17 protein-coding genes are annotated in these 17209 nt (G+C 51.6%); 7 read left to right on the top strand and 10 right to left on the bottom strand.

Going from position 1 to position 17209, the window contains the following annotated elements; genetic code table 11:
• Positions 1–40: 40 nt before the first annotated feature.
• Positions 41–961 (top strand): alpha/beta fold hydrolase, encoded by a 921-nt coding sequence (locus tag AB6T85_RS14970; RefSeq protein WP_369896010.1) that lies wholly within the window; start codon positions 41–43, stop codon positions 959–961.
• 64 nt (positions 962–1025) lie between these two features.
• Here the strand turns inward: AB6T85_RS14970 and AB6T85_RS14965 are convergent, their stop codons facing one another.
• Positions 1026–1640 (bottom strand): TetR/AcrR family transcriptional regulator, encoded by a 615-nt coding sequence (locus tag AB6T85_RS14965; protein ID WP_369896008.1) that lies wholly within the window; start codon positions 1638–1640, stop codon positions 1026–1028.
• A gap of 99 nt (positions 1641–1739) precedes the next feature.
• On the opposite strand from AB6T85_RS14965, the gene AB6T85_RS14960 reads away from it, so the two are divergent.
• Positions 1740–2747: an NAD(P)-dependent oxidoreductase gene (locus tag AB6T85_RS14960; protein WP_253454388.1), complete on the top strand. Its 1008-nt coding sequence runs from the start codon at positions 1740–1742 to the stop codon at positions 2745–2747.
• A gap of 362 nt (positions 2748–3109) precedes the next feature.
• A complete protein-coding gene (locus tag AB6T85_RS14955) occupies positions 3110–3808 on the top strand; it encodes an aspartate/glutamate racemase family protein (RefSeq protein ID WP_301729636.1) in 699 nt (232 codons plus the stop codon).
• 105 nt (positions 3809–3913) lie between these two features.
• Here AB6T85_RS14955 and AB6T85_RS14950 read toward each other — a convergent pair whose 3' ends face one another.
• Complete coding sequence (locus AB6T85_RS14950; RefSeq protein ID WP_253454385.1) at positions 3914–4525, bottom strand: TetR/AcrR family transcriptional regulator; 612 nt, start codon at positions 4523–4525, stop codon at positions 3914–3916.
• Positions 4526–4675: 150 nt separating this feature from the next.
• Here AB6T85_RS14950 and AB6T85_RS14945 point away from each other — a divergent pair, with 150 nt between their 5' ends.
• A complete protein-coding gene (locus tag AB6T85_RS14945) occupies positions 4676–5077 on the top strand; it encodes a RidA family protein (protein WP_301253262.1) in 402 nt (133 codons plus the stop codon).
• A gap of 168 nt (positions 5078–5245) precedes the next feature.
• On the opposite strand, the gene AB6T85_RS14940 is transcribed toward AB6T85_RS14945, so the two are convergent.
• Positions 5246–6148, bottom strand: a complete 903-nt coding sequence (locus tag AB6T85_RS14940) for a LysR family transcriptional regulator (RefSeq protein ID WP_369896006.1) — start codon at positions 6146–6148, stop codon at positions 5246–5248.
• Positions 6149–6248: 100 nt separating this feature from the next.
• Here AB6T85_RS14940 and AB6T85_RS14935 point away from each other — a divergent pair, with 100 nt between their 5' ends.
• A complete protein-coding gene (locus AB6T85_RS14935; protein ID WP_301729635.1) occupies positions 6249–7079 on the top strand; it encodes an SDR family oxidoreductase in 831 nt (276 codons plus the stop codon).
• Between the two features lie 175 nt (positions 7080–7254).
• On the opposite strand, the gene AB6T85_RS14930 is transcribed toward AB6T85_RS14935, so the two are convergent.
• Positions 7255–7590 (bottom strand): EthD domain-containing protein, encoded by a 336-nt coding sequence (locus AB6T85_RS14930; RefSeq protein ID WP_369896004.1) that lies wholly within the window; start codon positions 7588–7590, stop codon positions 7255–7257.
• Here AB6T85_RS14930 and AB6T85_RS14925 point away from each other — a divergent pair.
• Positions 7577–8638 carry an AraC family transcriptional regulator gene (locus AB6T85_RS14925; protein WP_369896003.1) on the top strand — a complete coding sequence of 354 codons (1062 nt, stop codon included), beginning with the start codon at positions 7577–7579 and terminating at the stop codon, positions 8636–8638. The genes AB6T85_RS14930 and AB6T85_RS14925 overlap by 14 nt on opposite strands.
• Positions 8639–8767: 129 nt before the next feature.
• Here the strand turns inward: AB6T85_RS14925 and AB6T85_RS14920 are convergent, their stop codons facing one another.
• Positions 8768–9148, bottom strand: coding sequence for an ArsR/SmtB family transcription factor (locus AB6T85_RS14920; protein ID WP_301253264.1), 381 nt, complete (start codon positions 9146–9148; stop codon positions 8768–8770).
• 130 nt (positions 9149–9278) lie between these two features.
• On the opposite strand from AB6T85_RS14920, the gene AB6T85_RS14915 reads away from it, so the two are divergent.
• Positions 9279–10712, top strand: a complete 1434-nt coding sequence (locus AB6T85_RS14915; protein ID WP_301253259.1) for an MFS transporter — start codon at positions 9279–9281, stop codon at positions 10710–10712.
• A gap of 319 nt (positions 10713–11031) precedes the next feature.
• On the opposite strand, the gene AB6T85_RS14910 is transcribed toward AB6T85_RS14915, so the two are convergent.
• The 5 genes from AB6T85_RS14910 to AB6T85_RS14890 all read right to left on the bottom strand — a co-directional run bounded on the left by AB6T85_RS14910 (position 11032) and on the right by AB6T85_RS14890 (position 16897).
• A protein-coding gene (locus AB6T85_RS14910; protein WP_369896001.1) for an IS3 family transposase occupies positions 11032–12179 on the bottom strand; the annotation gives its coding sequence in 2 pieces (ribosomal slippage) (positions 11032–11942 and positions 11942–12179; 1149 coding nt in all).
• A 210-nt stretch (positions 12180–12389) separates the two neighbouring features.
• Positions 12390–14510, bottom strand: coding sequence for a peptidase domain-containing ABC transporter (locus tag AB6T85_RS14905; RefSeq protein ID WP_253454401.1), 2121 nt, complete (start codon positions 14508–14510; stop codon positions 12390–12392).
• A complete protein-coding gene (locus tag AB6T85_RS14900; RefSeq protein WP_369895999.1) occupies positions 14503–15789 on the bottom strand; it encodes an HlyD family secretion protein in 1287 nt (428 codons plus the stop codon). The genes AB6T85_RS14905 and AB6T85_RS14900 overlap by 8 nt, the downstream gene beginning before the upstream one ends.
• Before the next feature lie 101 nt (positions 15790–15890).
• Positions 15891–16136 (bottom strand): hypothetical protein, encoded by a 246-nt coding sequence (locus AB6T85_RS14895; RefSeq protein WP_253454399.1) that lies wholly within the window; start codon positions 16134–16136, stop codon positions 15891–15893.
• Positions 16137–16138: 2 nt separating this feature from the next.
• Positions 16139–16897: a hypothetical protein gene (locus AB6T85_RS14890; RefSeq protein WP_369895998.1), complete on the bottom strand. Its 759-nt coding sequence runs from the start codon at positions 16895–16897 to the stop codon at positions 16139–16141.
• Positions 16898–17209: the final 312 nt, after the last annotated feature.

Raw genomic sequence — 17209 nt, 5'->3', positions numbered from 1 at the left:
AACCTTCAAATTCTAACTTTAAAGGTTACAGGAGACGATCGTGACTGCTTCTAAATCAGCATCTGCTGCCCCTTTGCTTAACGACACGGCATCCGCCGTGGCGAGCCAGGTTCATTACCGCTACGAGCAGGTGGATAACGTAAGGATTTTCTACCGTGAAGCTGGTAATCCAGAAGCGCCCGCCCTATTGCTGCTTCACGGCTTTGCTGCCTCATCATTTATGTTCCGCGACCTGATACCTGAACTTGCCGGACGCTATCACGTCATTGCGCCAGATCTGCCGGCGTTCGGCTTTACCGAAGCCCCTGCAAGAGGCGAGTACGCCTATACGTTCAGCCAGCTGGCAAAGACCATCGGACAGTTCACCGAACAGCTTAAGCTCAATAGCTACGCACTTATGGTTCACGACTACGGCGCCCCGGTAGGCTGGCGTCTCGCTGTCGCGCATCCGGAGCGCGTGACCGCCATCATTTCCCAGAACGGCAACGCTTATGAGGAGGGACTGGGCGAGAGCTGGGCGCCTATCCAGAGATACTGGCATGACCCTGGACAGCAGAACCGGAATGCGCTGCAGGATTTTCCGACACCGGCCTCAATTAAATGGCAATATCTTGAAGGGGTGACCGACAAGAGTTTGATTTCGCCAGATGGATATACGCTGGAGGGGCTGCAAATCTCACGGCCGGGCAATGCGGATATTCAGCTCGATCTGGTGCTGGATTACGCCTCGAATGTGGCAATGTATCCTGATTTTCAGCAGTACTTCCGTGATTATCAGCCACCTTTGCTGGCAGTTTGGGGGCAGAACGATCCGTTTTTCCTTCCGGCTGGCGCAGAGGCATGGAAACGCGACCTTCCCAATGCGGAGATTCGCTTCTATGACACCGGACACTTTGCACTGGAAACCCACGGCAAGGAAATCATTCCTGCTATTCGTGATTTTCTGGAAGAGAATATGTAAACAACACGTCCGCCCCCGGGCCAGGCGAAAAGCTGATATCCTGGCCTGTTATCTGCGCAGACCTTCAGCCTTCGCCCGTCTGTATGAGTCCGCCAATCAGCGAGGCGAAGGCTGTAACCGCTTCCGTTTCCTTCAGTCGCCCACGGGTAAGGGCCACGGACAGCGCTTCTCCCGCGCCGACCAGGCCGATGCAGCATTGCTGTAGTGATTGGGGCGTCATATTGACATGGGGTGTCAGAATTGACGCAAACATGGCGACACAATTGTCCAGAAGTTCCTGGAAAACGACCGCCTTTTCTTCACTCCCCGCCAGCGCCGCTCCCACTGCGTGAAACTCGTCCGTTTTGTCTGCGGCGCAGTGTATATAGGCGCTCGCCAGCATCTGTACCGTTTCCTGCTGGCTTCGGGGAGTCGCGCTCATGGCCTCAGTAAACGTCCTTACCCGTTCCATATCTATCCACCTGTACAGCTGGATCAGTAACGTCGAACGAGTCGCGAAATGATCGTAAACCACAGGTTTCGAGACGCCTGCACGCACGGCCAGATGGCCCAGCGTGAGGCGATCCGCATTTTCCTCGCGCACGATCAGAAGCGCGGTATCGAGAAGCTGTTGTCGCCGTTCTGCCTTCGACAGGCGCCGGGCAGGCGACCCGGTAGCCGGAGCCTTGTGTTCTTTCATTCTCTCTTTCTCATTAAACCTACTAAAAGTAGCTTATGTTGCTGTGGAGTGCTATCTTTCCTACCAATAGTAGCTTATCACACACAAGGAACCTCGCTTATGTCATTTGCTCCTGTCTTACTGCTGGGCGGCTCCGGATCTATTGGTGGTCAGACTGCCCGGGCAATACGCGCTGCTTATCCCGATCTTCCCTTGCTGATAGGGGGGCGCGACCTTGCCAGGGCGCAGCACGCCGCCGCAAAAATGGGAGGTGCGGAAGGTATAGCGATTGACACCGCCCGTGCAGACCTTGGCCTCGGCGAGCGAAAAATCAGTGCGGTGGTCGTCCTCTATAAAGACCATACGCTTGCTGCACTCCGCTTTGCTCAGTCACGAGGCGTACCCCATCTGAGTATTTCTTCTGGCGTGTTCGAGATTGCTCCGGAAATCGCAAGCTTTATGCACGCTCCGGGCGCGTCGGCAGTGGTGCTCGGCTATGAGTGGCTGGTCGGTGCCACGACGGTGCCTGCGCTTCATCTGAGCAAAGCGTTTGGCCAGGTTCATGAAATCCGCATTGGGGCGTTAGTCGATGAACAGGATGTTGGCGGGCCTGCGGTCGCCGCTGATTTCGACCATCTGCACCACCTGTTGCCCGCAGCGCTCACGCGGCGGGCCGGCGTCTATCTGTGGCGCGAGGGCGATGAGGCTAAGGGCACCTTCTCAGCGCTCGACGGCACCAAAATCCCCGCCACGGGCTTCTCGTCGATTGACGTGGTTGGGCTGGCAACTGCTACGGGTGCGCACAGCGTCCTGTTCGATCTCGGCATGGGTATCAGCTCAAGCCGGCGCAAAGGAGGAACATTCTCCACCGAAATCATTATTGAGATTTCAGGCCTGGATCAGGCCGGGCAGGCTCTTCGTACCCGCAATGCGGTCGTTCATCCGGGGGGAGCAGCACCGTTGACAGGCATGAGCATTGCCCTGCTTCTTGAACGACTGATCGGGCTGGATGGCAAACCACCGGTGGCGCCGGGTCTCTACTTTCCTTATCAGATTCTGGAAGCGTCGCACTATTTAACGCGGCTTGCGGAAGAGGGAGGGCAGCTTCTGGAACTGCCGCTGTTATAACTGTCGGGTGGCGTACTAAAAGTGCGCCACTTTCCCCTTAGTATCGGGCAGGCTCCGGGCGAAAAGGCCTGATCCTTAAAAAGGATGCCGGGAAAGGCGCTCGCTGGCAGACCTGCATGATTATTTGCCACAGGCCGGGCGACATACATTTTCAGGTAAGTATGCTATTGCTTTACTGCGCTTTGGTATCACCCGGATTACGGCTTAAAATAAGGATCCCAAGGCTATGGCAGTAAACGATGGGCTTACGTGCTCAGGCCTGCTTTAGTTCCAAAACAGATATGAACTGGCGCACTCTGCCCGCTATCAGCGATAAGCTGGAGTAACCACCCTGAACAGGTAAAAAAATTTAAGGAAACGCAATGCAAACGATTGGGATCCTGGGAGGGATGTCAGCAGCCTCAACACAAATTTATTATCGGAAAATGTGTGAGTTGGTTCGTCAGCGTCTGGGCGGTTTACACTCGCCTGAATTGCTTATCCGTTCGCTGGATTTTGCCAACATTGAACATTTGCAGGCCAGCGGAAAATGGGACGACGCCGCAACCCTTTTAAATAAGGAGGCGCTGGCGCTGGCGCGCGGCGGGGCCGACTTTATCGTACTGGCGACAAATACCATGCATAAACTGGCGGACCAAATGATGAGCGGCGTTTCCATTCCGCTGCTGCACATTGCTGATGCAACGGCGGCTCGGATCCTTGCAGCGGGCCTTAAAGCGCCAGGCCTGATGGCAACCGCATTTACGATGGAACAAGCTTTTTATCTTGATCGGCTCAGGGCGGTAAAACTTCAGCCCGTTATACCGAATGATGCCGATCGGGCTGAGGTTCATCGCATCATTTATCAGGAGCTGTGCCAGGACGTTATAAACCCGGCCAGTCGCGCTGTTTATGAAAATATCGCACAGCGTTTAGCTGACAACGGCGCTGACTGTGTGATCCTTGGCTGTACCGAAGTCGGCATGTTGCTTAACAGGGATAACGTTTCCGTCCCTGTCTTCGATACCACGCTGATCCACTGCGAAGCTGCCGTTGATAAAGCGCTGGGTGCGAGTGTCTGAAGCGGGAAGTTTGCTTCAATATCACCTCTGGGCTGCAGGAGAAATTATCGCTTTGCTCCTGCGGCTATCTTTCTGCATGCAAAAGCCTGAACCGGCGACAGCGTTCTAATCAGACTCCTCTTTACCCGAGCGGGTGAGTAAGCTACTTGCCAGTAGCCTGAATACCTCAATAACTTTTGGCAGCGCCTGCTGCGGATCGTCGCTGGCTGCTATCCACAAGGCCGCATTGAGCGCGGCACCATTTAAAAGATGTGCGGCGGCATCGGCATCGACGGGTTTTATGACGCCGCTTGCGCTCATTTTTATAATGCTCTGGCGAGTGGATTCCAGGCAGCTATTTTGACCAGGCCACTGAGAAGGGTTGCCAAGAAAGGCCGGACCATCAAGCAGCACGATGCGCCGTACTTCTGCGTCCATCGCCATTTCGATATAGGCGATGCCCTCAGCTATTAACTTTTCCCAGTCATTGCCAGCCGTAGCCGCCGCAGCTTTAGCACGTTGCGCCATTTCACCATCTAACTGTTCGACAACCGCCGCAAGCAGCCCCTTTTTATCGCCAAAATTGGGGTAAAGCGCGCCACGCGTCAGGCCCACGCTGGCAGTAAGCTCATCCATTGATGCGCCTGCGAACCCTTTTTCAGCAAATGCTTTTCGTGCCGCCGCAATCAGTTTTATGCGGTTTTCTTTCATCAGTTCGGCGCGGCTCTTGGTGGCCATACGATATCCTTGTGCCATACGCGGCGTATGTTATTTGACATACGACGCGTATGTGTGATTAATTGTACATACGCAGCGTATATTAGATCATTCCTGTGCGCTGCGCATCCCGCATTCCAACCCGACCTAATCAAAGGAAATCGTATGGCCATCGCCCATCGTGAACCGGTTTTCCCAGCTAGTCGACATGCTCTTTATGAGGAACATGGTTATTCTGCCGCAATCCGTTCTGGTGATATGCTGTTTGTTTCCGGCCAGGTCGGTAGCCGCGCCGACGGTACGCCGGAGCCTGATTTCGCCGCGCAGGTGCAGCTTGCGTTTGATAATTTGGCCGCCACGCTTGCCGCAGCGGGGTGTACTTTTGACGATCTGATTGATGTCACGACTTATCATACCGATCCGGAAAATCAGTTTTCGACAATTATGCAGGTGAAGAAATCGATTTTTCCCCATCCCCCTTATCCAAACTGGACTGCCGTTGGCGTGACATGGCTTGCGGGATTCGACTTTGAAATTAAGGTCATTGCCCGCATTCCAACCCATCAGATATGAAAAATCATATCTGAACAGGCAAAAAATATTTCCCTGAATTCACGGGCCAGAGGCATAAATTAAGGTGGCTCTACCGACTGTTAAATGAGTAATTCGATTACTCAACCCACCTTTCTTATTCTCTGGCCCGTGCCTGGCCTCTTTTCTGAATAAAATAAAGCGATTAGGCTATGCCCGGTCGCGCATAACGGCTTTTACCGTGTCGATAAACAGGCGTAATGCGACAGACATATGGCGATGTTGCGGAAAGTAGAGCGCGATGCCCTGTGACGCAATCGTCCAGTCGTCCAACAACGTCACCAGCCGCTGCGTGTCCAGCCACTGTCGGGCGTAGCGCTCCGGGACATAGGCCACACCCAGCCCGGCGACAGCCGCTTCCACCATTAAAGCGCTGCTGTCGAGGGTCAGGCTGCCCGGCACATCCAGCGCAAACTGCTGCTCATGCTGCTGATATTCCCAGTGATACCGTTTACCGCCCGGCAAGCGCTGGCGCAAACAGGTATGCTGCATCAGATCCTGCGGATGCATGATTTTGGGCCGCCCGGCTAAGTAACCGGGCGAGGCCACGGTAATAAAGCGCAGCGGCCCGCTCAGAGCAATGGCAACCATGTCTTTAGGCACATCTTCAATCAGCCGAATGCCCGCATCAAACCCTTGCGCCACGATGTCTATGAGTTGCCCCTGCGCCACTAAATCAATTTCAATCCCCGGCTTTTGCTGGATAAATGTCGGCAGCACCTTTTCCAGCATAAGGCTAATCGCTGCATCGCTGGCACTGATGCGCAGCGTGCCATAAGGCTGCTGACCGCTGGCGGTAACGTCGTTCAGCAGGTCATCCATTTCCGCCAGTAACGGCGCCAGGCGCGCGATCAGTATTTCACCCGCTTCTGTCAGCGCAACGCTGCGCGTTGTGCGATGGAACAGCTGCACGCCAAGTGTTGCCTCCAGTCCTTTGACAGTATGGCTAAGCGTCGAGCGTTTAAGTCCCAGCACCTCAGCAGCGCGACGAAAACTGCGCTGCCCGGCAATGGTTTTCACCGCCTGCAATTCATTCCAGGAAGGTCGTTTCATTGTTGAATATTTCCCACCACCTCATGCTGATTTGCGGAGATTATGCCACCAATTATTCGGTTTATGCTGTCCTTCGGTTCACTGAATGGAGAAGACCCTAATGAAAACCTGGCTAATAACCGGTGCATCCAGCGGCCTGGGCCGCCTGATGTGTGAAACGCTGCTGGCCCGAGGCGACAGAGTATTTGCCAGCGTCCGCGATCGAGCAGTATTAGACGGTCTGTCAGCAATATACGGCGATCGTTTGCAGGTAACGGTGCTTGATCTCAGTATGGCAGCGACGATAAAACCCACCGTTGAGGCGGCGTTCGCTCAGGCGGGAAGCATTGATATTGTGGTCAGCAACGCGGCTTACGGCCTGTTTGGCGCAGCGGAAGAGCTAAGCGATAGGCAAATTGAGCGTCAGATTGCCACCAATCTTACCGGGTCGATTCAGCTTATCCGCGCGGCGATTCCCTTTTTGCGGCAGCAGGGTGGCGGGCGCATTATGCAGGTGTCGTCGGAAGGCGGCCAGGTCGCCTATCCTGATTTCAGTTTGTATCATGCCACTAAATGGGGAATTGAAGGTTTTGTCGAAGCGGTGCGGCAGGAAGTAGCGGCGTTTGGCATTGATTTTTTGCTGGTCGAGCCGGGGCCGACGGCGACGCGGTTTGGTGCGGGGCTGGATATCGCTGATGCCTTACCGGCCTACCGTGATACGGCAGCGGGGAAACTGCGGGCGGCACTGATGTCCGGAGAGTTTGTGATTAAAGGCGATGCTGAAAAATGCGTGACGGCTATGATCGCGGCGGCAGATGCTGCCAGCCCTCCATTACGTCTGCCGCTGGGCAGCACAGCCTACGACAATATTGAAGCCGCGTTAAAAATGCGTCTGCACGCGCTGCAAGCAATGAAAGCCGTGGCATATGGCGCAGATCGCCAGGAAGGGTAGGCAGCCAGGCCCGATGAGGTGGAAGACCAAACAGCTATGAGGCGTTCCACTTCGGTTCTAACCTAAAGCACCGCTAGCTGCTTTTGGCACGAGGCGGACATGATTTATCCCTGATAAGGCCGGGGCGATCGCCGTTCCAGACCACGCTTTTCGTCCTGCGTCCCCGGCGGGGTCGTTATTCAACGACGATGAGTTCTTCGGTCACGAGCCGGACTACGGAACTCAGGTCGATAAAGTTTACGTGGTCCGGATCCACCCGGGTTGCAAAGTTGTCTGACAGAAAGAGTTTATCCATCTCTTCAGCGTTGTCGAACCACGCCTCCACCATGGCGTCAAACCGGGGTAGCTCTGAAGACGCATAATCCATGGGGTATGAAATAACAAAGCGGCGGATCTTCTTTGCTTCAGGAATGGCAAAAAGCAGTGGAGCATGAACGTCGCGACGATAATTCCTGAATTCCTCTATGCTCATACCTTGCCGACGCTTGAAAGCGATAATGACTTTGATCATGAAAATATCCTTTGACGGGGAGCAGCCGGTGCGTCTGCTTCGAAATAAGGATAACCATGGAAGTCGAAACAAACTATGTTTGAATATCCCTATTACTTTCGAGATTGTCCCCATGATTGCTGATCCTTTATCCGATATCATCTCGCTATTGACGCCGAAAACCTACATCGCGGGTGGATTTGACTTCGGGGGGGAATGGGCGCTTCAGTTCGGGAAGCATTCTGGCCTCAAGTATTTTGCGCTCGTATCGGGTAGCGCCTGGCTGGCCGTCGATGATGGGCAGGATCCGATAAAGCTTAAGGCGGGTGATTGCGTCCTGCTGCCTAACGGACGTCGGTTCCTGATTGCCCAAGACCTCGCCTTCGAGCCGATCGGCATTGCTACCATACCTGAAGAAGACTGGAACGGCGGGATCGCAACGGTGAACGGCGGGGGAGAAACGACAATGCTCGGCGGCCATTTCGGCTTCGCTGGTGACCATGTCGATATGCTTCTCGGCTCAATGCCAGCCATCATTCGGCTCCGCGATGAAGACGACAAGACAGGTCTGCGATGGGCCCTCGATCGTATGCGCCAGGAACTGTTCGGAGCACAGCCGGGCGCCAGGCTTATCGTGCAGCATCTCGCGCATCTGATGCTGGTCCAGGCGCTGCGGCTTTATCTGGATCACGGCTTGGGAAAAGACGTCGGCTGGCTGTTTGCACTTGGTGATAAGCGGATCGCGGCTGCCATTGGCGCAATTCATGCCAGCCCGGGCAGACGATGGACCTTGCCGGCACTTGCGCAGGAGGCCGGGATGTCTCGATCCAAATTCGCTCTCAGGTTTAAAAGTCTATCCGGCGCGTCGCCAATCGAATATCTGACACGATGGCGGATGATGATTGCATGCCACCGGCTCACCAGTGGCACTGAATCTGTCTCTGCAATCGCGCACTCACTAGGTTATGAATCAGAAGCTGCGTTCAGTACGGCGTTTCGACGACTCAATGGATGTTCGCCACGACGGTACTCGTTGAAAAATCCGTTACTAACCGAAACTGATAAGTAGTATTTTTCCGGCTGATGAAGTGACCTGGCTCTATTAACTGGCATAAGCCAACGTCCGCTTATGGCACTGAGCGGACTGACACGTATGCTGATGTCCGCTATGAGCGAAAAGCGGACATATACACTCAGTTCACTTCATCTTTGCATGTGCCTGTTGTTCCGGGGATGACGGCGGCAGATTCTTTGTCGTTGATTCCTGAGTTAGTGCATCGTTTTTCACCACCCCTAACAGGACATCAAGCAATCCGGGGAAGCGGGCATCTAGGTCTTCCCGACGTAGCGACAATAAATTTTCGCGGCCAAAGGGACGCTGCCAGATAACGCCACTGTCTCGTAGTACACGCCAGTGGTGAGTCAGAGTTGATTTGGGTATACCGCTTAGCACGGCGCTACAGGCATGCTCACCCCCCCCAGCCAGTACGCGTACCACAGTCAGACGTAGCGGATTTCCTAAAGCCGTCAGCACATTCTCAAAGCGTATTTGTTCCTTATCAGGATGCCCAGCAAGCATTAGTTTTCTCATCAGGTTAGCAACATACCAACACTCTACTTTAAATTTTATCTGTTGACTAATGTACGAGTACATACATACATTAATTGTACGTATGTACTCGTACATTAGTCTATATGGAGATTATCAGATGGCTATAGCCTTACCGGATTCAGATACCCCTCGCTTACAGCACTGGAGCCTTGCGCTGCTTGCTTTTGCCCAGCTTATGTACTCCCTGGATATCAATATTGTGTTTGTCGCTCTGCCGGAAATTGGCGCGGGACTGGGCTTTTCAGAGCATACACTTCAGTGGGTGGTCAGTGCTTATACGGTATGTTGCGGAGGATTTTTACTGTTCGGTGGGCGTGCTGCCGATCTTATGGGGCAGCGTCGCGTGTTTATCGGTGCGTTATGGCTGTATGCGCTATCCTCGCTTGCCGGTGGGTTAGCGTGGAGTCCTGTGGTCATCGTCATTGCGCGAGCCATACAGGGCATCGGCGCAGCATTACTGTTTCCAGCCACACTTTCGCTTATAAACAGACTCTTTGAGGAAGGGCCGTCACGCAACCGGGCACTGGCTGTCTGGGGCGGCGCAGGCGCAAGTGGGCTTACCCTGGGATCGCTCGCCGGGGGGGTACTCACCAGTACCTGTGGCTGGCCGGCGGTATTTTTCGTCAACGTTGTGCTGGCGGCCGTCGCTATTTTTGCCGCTTTTTTTGTCTTACCGAAAGACAGCTTTCGGAACGAACGCCGCAACTTCGATTTACCCGGCGCCGTAACAGTAACCGTGGGATCAACCCTGCTGGTTTATGCACTGATTCAGGGGCCGGAAGAGGGCTGGTTGACGGCACATGTTCTTTTATCGCTGGGTCTGGCAGCGGCATGCCTGCTGGCGTTTATTGCTATTGAATTTCGCAGTCACGATCCCCTGATGCCGGTACGCTTATTCAGAAACCGCAGTCTGGTCACAGGCATGGTGATCACGTTTATTTATATGGGAACCTTTGGTGCTCTGCCTTATTTCCTGACGGTTATGTTTCAAAGCATTATTGGTTACAGCGCTTTGCAGACCGGCCTTGCGTTTATTATTCCTTCGCTGGCCATTTTTGCCGGAACGCAACTTGGAGCCCGACTTGCAAATGGCCTGCCAGTGCGCACGGTATTACTGACCGGATTTGTCACAGGAATTGCGGGTACGCTGGCACTGGTACCAGCAGCCTTTTCAGTTGCATCCTATGCGACCATAATGCCCGGGCTGGTTATTTCAGGAACAGGCCAGGGGATTGTCTGGACGGCAATGTGGATAGCTTCTGGTTCAGGGGTAAAGCTTAACGAACAAGGGATCGCTTCGGGTATGGCTTCTACAACGCTGAATGTGGGTAATGCTGTTGGTATTGCTTTGCTGATAGCTCTATCCGGAAGCGGGGCTGAAAATCTGCAGCAGGAAACGTCTGTGAGCAGTCTCGAAAATGCCTTACAGCTCGCTTTTTATCTGGCTGCAGCCGGGCAGGTTGTAGGCCTTCTTGTTTCCCGACTGTTACCTCGAAAAGCAACAACTGGTTTATCAGCAGAAATAACGTAACTGAAAATCAGTTTTCTATGTAAATCCTTCTGGATGAAAAATAAGCGCATAAAGATCTGCTGAAAAGAGGATCTTGTCGTTGCCGGCCGGAATTAAGGGGGGCATAAGAATCTTAACGTCTTGCTGTGCCGGCCTGTATATGAATGTCGACTTTTGGCACAGGGCTGCTGTTGCAGCCCTCACCGGTTAGACTTCAATTGACTCCGATATCTCCAGAGCATCATCTACTTCAATGCTAAGGTAACGTACTGTGCTTTCGAGTTTTTTGTGACCCAACAGTAGCTGGATCACTCGAAGTTTTTGAATCGCCACGGATAATCTAGACACTTCCGAGCCGTTGATAATACTGGTTTTCATATTCTGTCGGTGACATTTGATCGCTAGAACCATGCCGACGCTTACTGTTATAAAACATTTCGATGTAATCAAAAATATCGCCGCGGGCTTCTTCCCGCGTTCCGTAGATCTTTTTCTTTATCCGTTCGCGTTTCAACAACTGGAAAAAGCTTTCTGCAACCGCATTATCATGGCAGTTACCGCGACGGCTCATGCTGCCCTCCAGGCCGTGTGATTTCAGGAACGACTGCCACTCATGGCTTGTGTACTGACTGCCCTGATCCGAATGAACCAGCACCTGTTTTTGGGGATTACGCCGCCATACAGCCATCAGCAGTGCGTTCAGGACAATGTCCTTTGTCATCCGGGATTGCATGGACCAGCCGATAATTTTGCGTGAGAACAGATCAACAACCACGGCAAGATACAGCCAGCCTTCGTGGGTCCTGATGTAGGTTATGTCCGTTACCCAACGCTCATCCGGAGCATCCGGATTGAACTGTCGCTGGAGCCTGTTGGGCGACACGATACTGGCCTCGCCTTTACGTGCCCGCGGGCTCCGGTATCCGACCTGAGCCTTTATCCCGACACGTTTCATCAGTCGCCAGACTCTGTTCACTCCGCACTGTTGCCCGCTGTCCCGCAGATCCAAATGGATCTTGCGATAACCATAGACGCATCCCGATTCCAGCCAGAACTGTTTAATCTGTCCTGTCAGTCCCAGGTCTGCCTGATGGCGTTGTGAATGCGGCTGCTGAAGCCAGGCGTAAAAACCACTGGGATGAACATCCAGCACCCGACAGAGCAGGCGAACAGGCCAGCAACAGGTGTTGTCACGGATAAAGGCGTACCTCAGTCGGACAGCTTTGCGAAGTACGCCGCGGCTTTTTTTAATATGTCCCGTTCGTCGGTAACCCGCTTCAGCTCTTTCTGGAGACGGCGGATCTCGGCCTGAGCATCTGACTGTTCTTTATTAGTGGAAGAATCCGGACCGTACTTCTTTATCCATGCGTAAAGGCTGTGGGTAGTGATATCGAGACGTGTTGCAACGCTGGAAACAGAATGGCCACGATCGACAACCTGTTTGACTGCTTCAATTTTAAACTCTTCTGGATAACGCTTACCGCTCATGGGCACCTCTCTTTCAGCCATCTTAAATGACTCTGAGGTGTCTGTTAAACCCGTGGCGATTCAAAACAGAGTGAATAACGTTTGTGGACATATATAGTCAAAGCAACGGGGCCGGGTTATGGCTGAGGCGCACCGCAGCAGGGTGAGGAGCGAACAGCCAAAACCTGGCCCCGGTATATGAAGCCAGGCGGGCTTATGGCAGCCCCGGCATTAGATGCGTTTATGAACAACTGAAAGATTGATTACCCGATCGGCAGAGGCGATGGTGGAAGGCCGATGAGCGATGATGACACGGGTAATATTCAGGCCACGTATAGCCATATTGATCAGCGCTTCATTATGCTCGTCCAGATGACTTGTTGCCTCATCCATAAACAGTATGCCGGGCCGTCGATATAAAGCCCGGGCAATAAATATGCGCTGCCGTTGTCCGCCTGATAATCCTTCGCCAAGCTCCCCGGTTAGCGTATCGTAGCCCATAGGCAATGCCATAATGTCATCGTGAATGTGGCTGAGACGGGCGCACGCTTCAAGCCAGGCCTCATCAGGCATGTCACCGAACCCGGTAATATTTTCCCGCATTGACCCTGCGAACAAACGATCCTCCTGGAGAATGCAGGATACAGCCCGACGATAGCTTTCCACACCGCCTGCATAGATATCTTTACCATCAGCCAGAACGTTTCCTCCGGAAGGTGGCACAAGTCCACATAATATTTTCATAAGCGTGGTCTTACCACAACCTGAAGGTCCGGTAATAGCAACACTTTCTCCTGCACAAAGAGTAAGATTTAAATCCTGTAGCACAGGCGAAGACTGGGCATCATGACGGAACAAAAGTTCTTTCGCTTCCAGCACGATAGCTTTTCCAGGTTTAAATTGTTCCGTTAAGGGTGATATGGGTTCGGGCGTAGTATGCGCAATATCTGCGATCCGCTCGCCATGTAATGAAAGCATTCCTAATCGCAGGAACATCTCAGTGAGGGAAAGCGCCCGTCCCGTAAACATTTCTCTGAAGACGCCAAACGCTACAAATGCGCCTAATGAAAGACTGTGCGTCATCACGGCGCTGATACCCAGCCAGAGGATGACAATATTATCCAGGGCTCCGGTCAGCCCGCTAACTGCATTAAATAAAATATCAAAGCGGCGTCGGTTAACGCCGGCATTTGCAGCTTCAACTTCCAGCGTCAGCCAGTTGCGCCCACGCTGCGACGCCAGACCCTGTGCCCGGAGTGTGGCGATGCCCCAAAGCGACTCGCTAAAATGCGAAGCAGCCGTTGCATTTTTTATCAGTTGTTCCTCAGCCAGCTGGCGATAGCGGGGAAAAGTTATTAAACGCATTAAAACCGCTATCAGCACAAAGCCAACCACCACGCAACAAAGCAGAGGCCCCCCGTAAACCGCCAGCAAGATCAGTGAGCCAATCAACATAATGCCGTCAATGATGCTACCGGTAATATCGTGAACAAAGCTGTCCCGCAGAATGCCAAGTGAGGCAAAACGGGACTGTATATCCCCCATTCTCCTTTTTGAAAACCAGGGCAGGGGAAGCGACAATAAATGTCTTAATAATCCTTCTTTCCACTGTATGTCTGTCAAAGTGTCCGTAATCATCACAGTCCAGGAACGAAGCAAATTAAGACCTGTTTGCAGCAGAATTAGCATCCCTAAAGACAAACAAACCAGCTCCAGGAGCCCGCGATCGGAAGAGGGAACAACATGGTCGAGGGCAATCTGGGTACCTACCGGTAACAGCAGACTGATACATTCAGTCATAACAGACAGACAAAATACTTTAATCAACGCCGGGCCAAAACCGGTAATACCACGTATCAACTCTGTAGGTCTGACACGTGATGACTTTTTCTGGCGGCTAAAATTACGATCGGGCCATAACTCCAGCGCAGCACCAGTAAAGCTTTGCGACAGTGTCTGACTACTGACCGTTCGTCGGCCATATGCAGGATCATGGATAACAGCCTTGTCACCTTTGAGACTGACCAACACGATGAAATGACTGAAATCCCAGTGGAGCACACACGGCAATCGCAGTGCTGAAAGTTCTTCCAGATCCAGTGACAGTGCCCGCCCGGCCAGTCCAAGGTTGCCAGCAATGGCATGCAGGGTGCCCAGCGTTGCCCCACGTGAAGAGAGGCCGCTTTCACTGCGCAATGTAAACAAATCTGTATGATGACCATGCCAGCCTGCGATCATGGCCATACAGGCAAGTCCACACTCCGCAGCCTCGGTCTGAAGGATGAGGGGCACCCGACGACGAGGAGAAAAATTTAGACGTCTTTGAAGCCAGGCAAGTTTTTCGTTATCCATTAATTGCTCCGCGCGTGCTGTCCCGCATTTCATAAAGCGGCGACAGAACCCACTGCCATAGCCGGCGCTTTTCCAAAAAAAGCGTGCAGTCTGCCCGAAGCCCGTTGCCCGCTTTAAGACGTTGCCCCTGCCATACAAAATGTGTCACGTCAGGTGTGATGGTTAGTCTGTACCAGGTTTGTGGTATACCTGTATCAGCGCCGGGTGCGCTGGCCCAGTGCGAACGTTCCTGCATACCGGCAGGTGTGACCGAGACCTCTGCAATGCGGCCGGGAAATAACCCGAATTTTTCCGATGGAAAAGCGCTATAGCGAATATTGACCGGCGCGTCGGTTTTTATAAAGGGCAGGGCACTGTCCGGGATCCACATCACCAGTTCCCAGTGTGGTTTAACATCCGGAATAATTTGTGCCAGCGTATCGCCCGAACGGGTGCTTTGCCCCAATGTAAGACTGACCGTATCTACCCGACCATTAACCGGAGAGGTAATTAAAAGCGTGCCGGAAGCATCATCTTCTGTATTCTGACGAGCCAGTACACTCCGCTGCATTTCCATGCGAAATATTTCATTGTCAAAATCAGCTGCACGTGTGCGTATATCACCCTCAAGCGCAAGAACCTGTAATGCATTCTGCTCACGTTGACCGCTCAAAGTGAGATGATCATTTTGCTGCTGATAAAAAAGAGAGGTCTGCTGAGAAAGTTGATCGCGATTTATTAATCCTGCCTGCTGATAGCGCCGATAGCTTTCCATGTTTTGTTTCATCTCTTTCAGGCCTGAAGCTGCCTGTTTAAGAATTTTAGTGGAATGTTCAAATGCCGCAGCATAACTTGCCTTTTCCTGTTCAAGCGTGGCAAGAGTAATACGCCGGTTTTCACGAAGGCGCCCTATAATATCATCGACGATTCTAAGTTGTTCTTGTGTACTTTGTCTGTGTTGCACGCTGACCACACCCGAACGTGTTGTACGACTAATATCAATCTCATACAGCGGCTGTCCTTTTTTGGCATTATCGCCTGGGCTAACAAATTTGTTTATAACAAAGCCCTGATCCGGAGACGCGACAGTAACAGGGCGAGGTACGGATGCAAGCTCACCACTTACGGTTACACGATGTGTATAACTACCAAAAGTAAGAAGGAGAGTAAGTGAGATAAGAAAAATGGCGGTAATAAGCAGATGTACCCATACTGGAAGTCCACGCACCAGCAGGGCTTTTCCTTTCCATACGTTAGTTCTGTGTGTAATAGCCGACTGCCGATAGAGAGATGAGTTCATGTTACCCTGCATGCCCCGAAAATCAGAGGGGTTTCCTGTCAGTAACAAACCGTATTATGCGGCAACCGGTACCTGAAGCCGCATTAAACTGAGGCTAAGAATTAATGCTTGCCGCCACGGTCGCTTTTGCTATTGCCGTTGCGGCCAGAGTGTGATTTGCCGGAGTTACCGCTGTTACCTCTGCCTGCATCCGGTGCGTTAATGCCGCAGCCTGCATGAACGCTCACTGATGTTGAAGAGCCACCGTGACCGTCATGCGTGGAAGAGTAGGAACCGCCAATTGAGCAGCTACCAATTGAAAAACCACCAGCAACCACATCCATTTCATTCAAAGAAAGTTCACGCATTGTTACTTCTCCTGATTACAATAATGGGCAAAGATGACGTGTTTTTTTCTCATTGACATAAGCCATTGAGAAGGTGTAATGGCAAAAGAGATATTCTTTATGCCAAATCTGTTCATATCTTCCGGAGAATATGAAAACCATTTTTCCGGGAAAGTATCGTGATAGTTATTTTTTAGCTGTGGGCAATAACATATCTCATTTCTTACCCCTGCCTCCTTGTAAAAGAGTGCTTCCTTTTTCTTTATCTGTTGAACGGATTCAAGCCTGAAAAATTCTGCGCGGGTTATATCCCCAGAAATTTCAACTTCTTGCTCTGGTCCGTTGGCGCCACCGTGCCACAGGATGTATGAATCATTATTAATTAATTTACGGTTACCTGCCACAAATAGATAGTTAGCACACGCAGAGGCACAGACGCTGCGAACTTCTATATCCATATTATTTTTTTTAATGTAACTGGCTATGGATAAAGCATTTTCCACATCTCCACCAATGCTGTTAACAGAGACGGTTTTGATTCTGGAGTTGCCGATTTCTTTTAAGAATAATACATAGGCCTCATTTGTTATTTGGCCGTCAAAGTAAAGAACATCCCCTTTCTTAACTATTTCAGGAGGATTATTCAAAACCCGTTCATCCTGGATGTCTATCTTTTGACTGGCCGGTAAAACGCCCGAACTTATAAAAATGCTACTAACGGAAATAAAAATTTTTATTACTTTTTTAAGGTTTTTTTTCTGCAAAAGAAAAGGGTTAATCATTTTCTCTCTGATATATAATTAATTTTCCGGAAAAGCGGCGGTCATCAATGCTTTGTAAGGTATGTCATTATTAAGTTTATTTTAAGTCAATAAAAGTAACATAATGTAAATTATTGGTCTTTTTTTTCAATTTTACTGAATGAAAAGATATGGAATTGGTGAATTTATTACAAAAAACTGACCAGGCACCAGCTTTCATCACTTGCAGTGTGTCCACCTTAAGATTAAGGCCAAACAGATAGCTGAAAAAAAATGAATAAATAATGAATCGTCCCTACTAAAAATAGTGCTTGTCATCATGAAAAAACGCTA

The sequence above is a fragment of the Erwinia aeris genome, assembly GCF_041224955.1.
Classification (GTDB): Bacteria; Pseudomonadota; Gammaproteobacteria; order Enterobacterales; family Enterobacteriaceae; genus Erwinia; species Erwinia aeris.
Note: the sequence above shows the minus strand (reverse complement) of the source record. Positions and strands in the feature narration are given on the sequence as shown.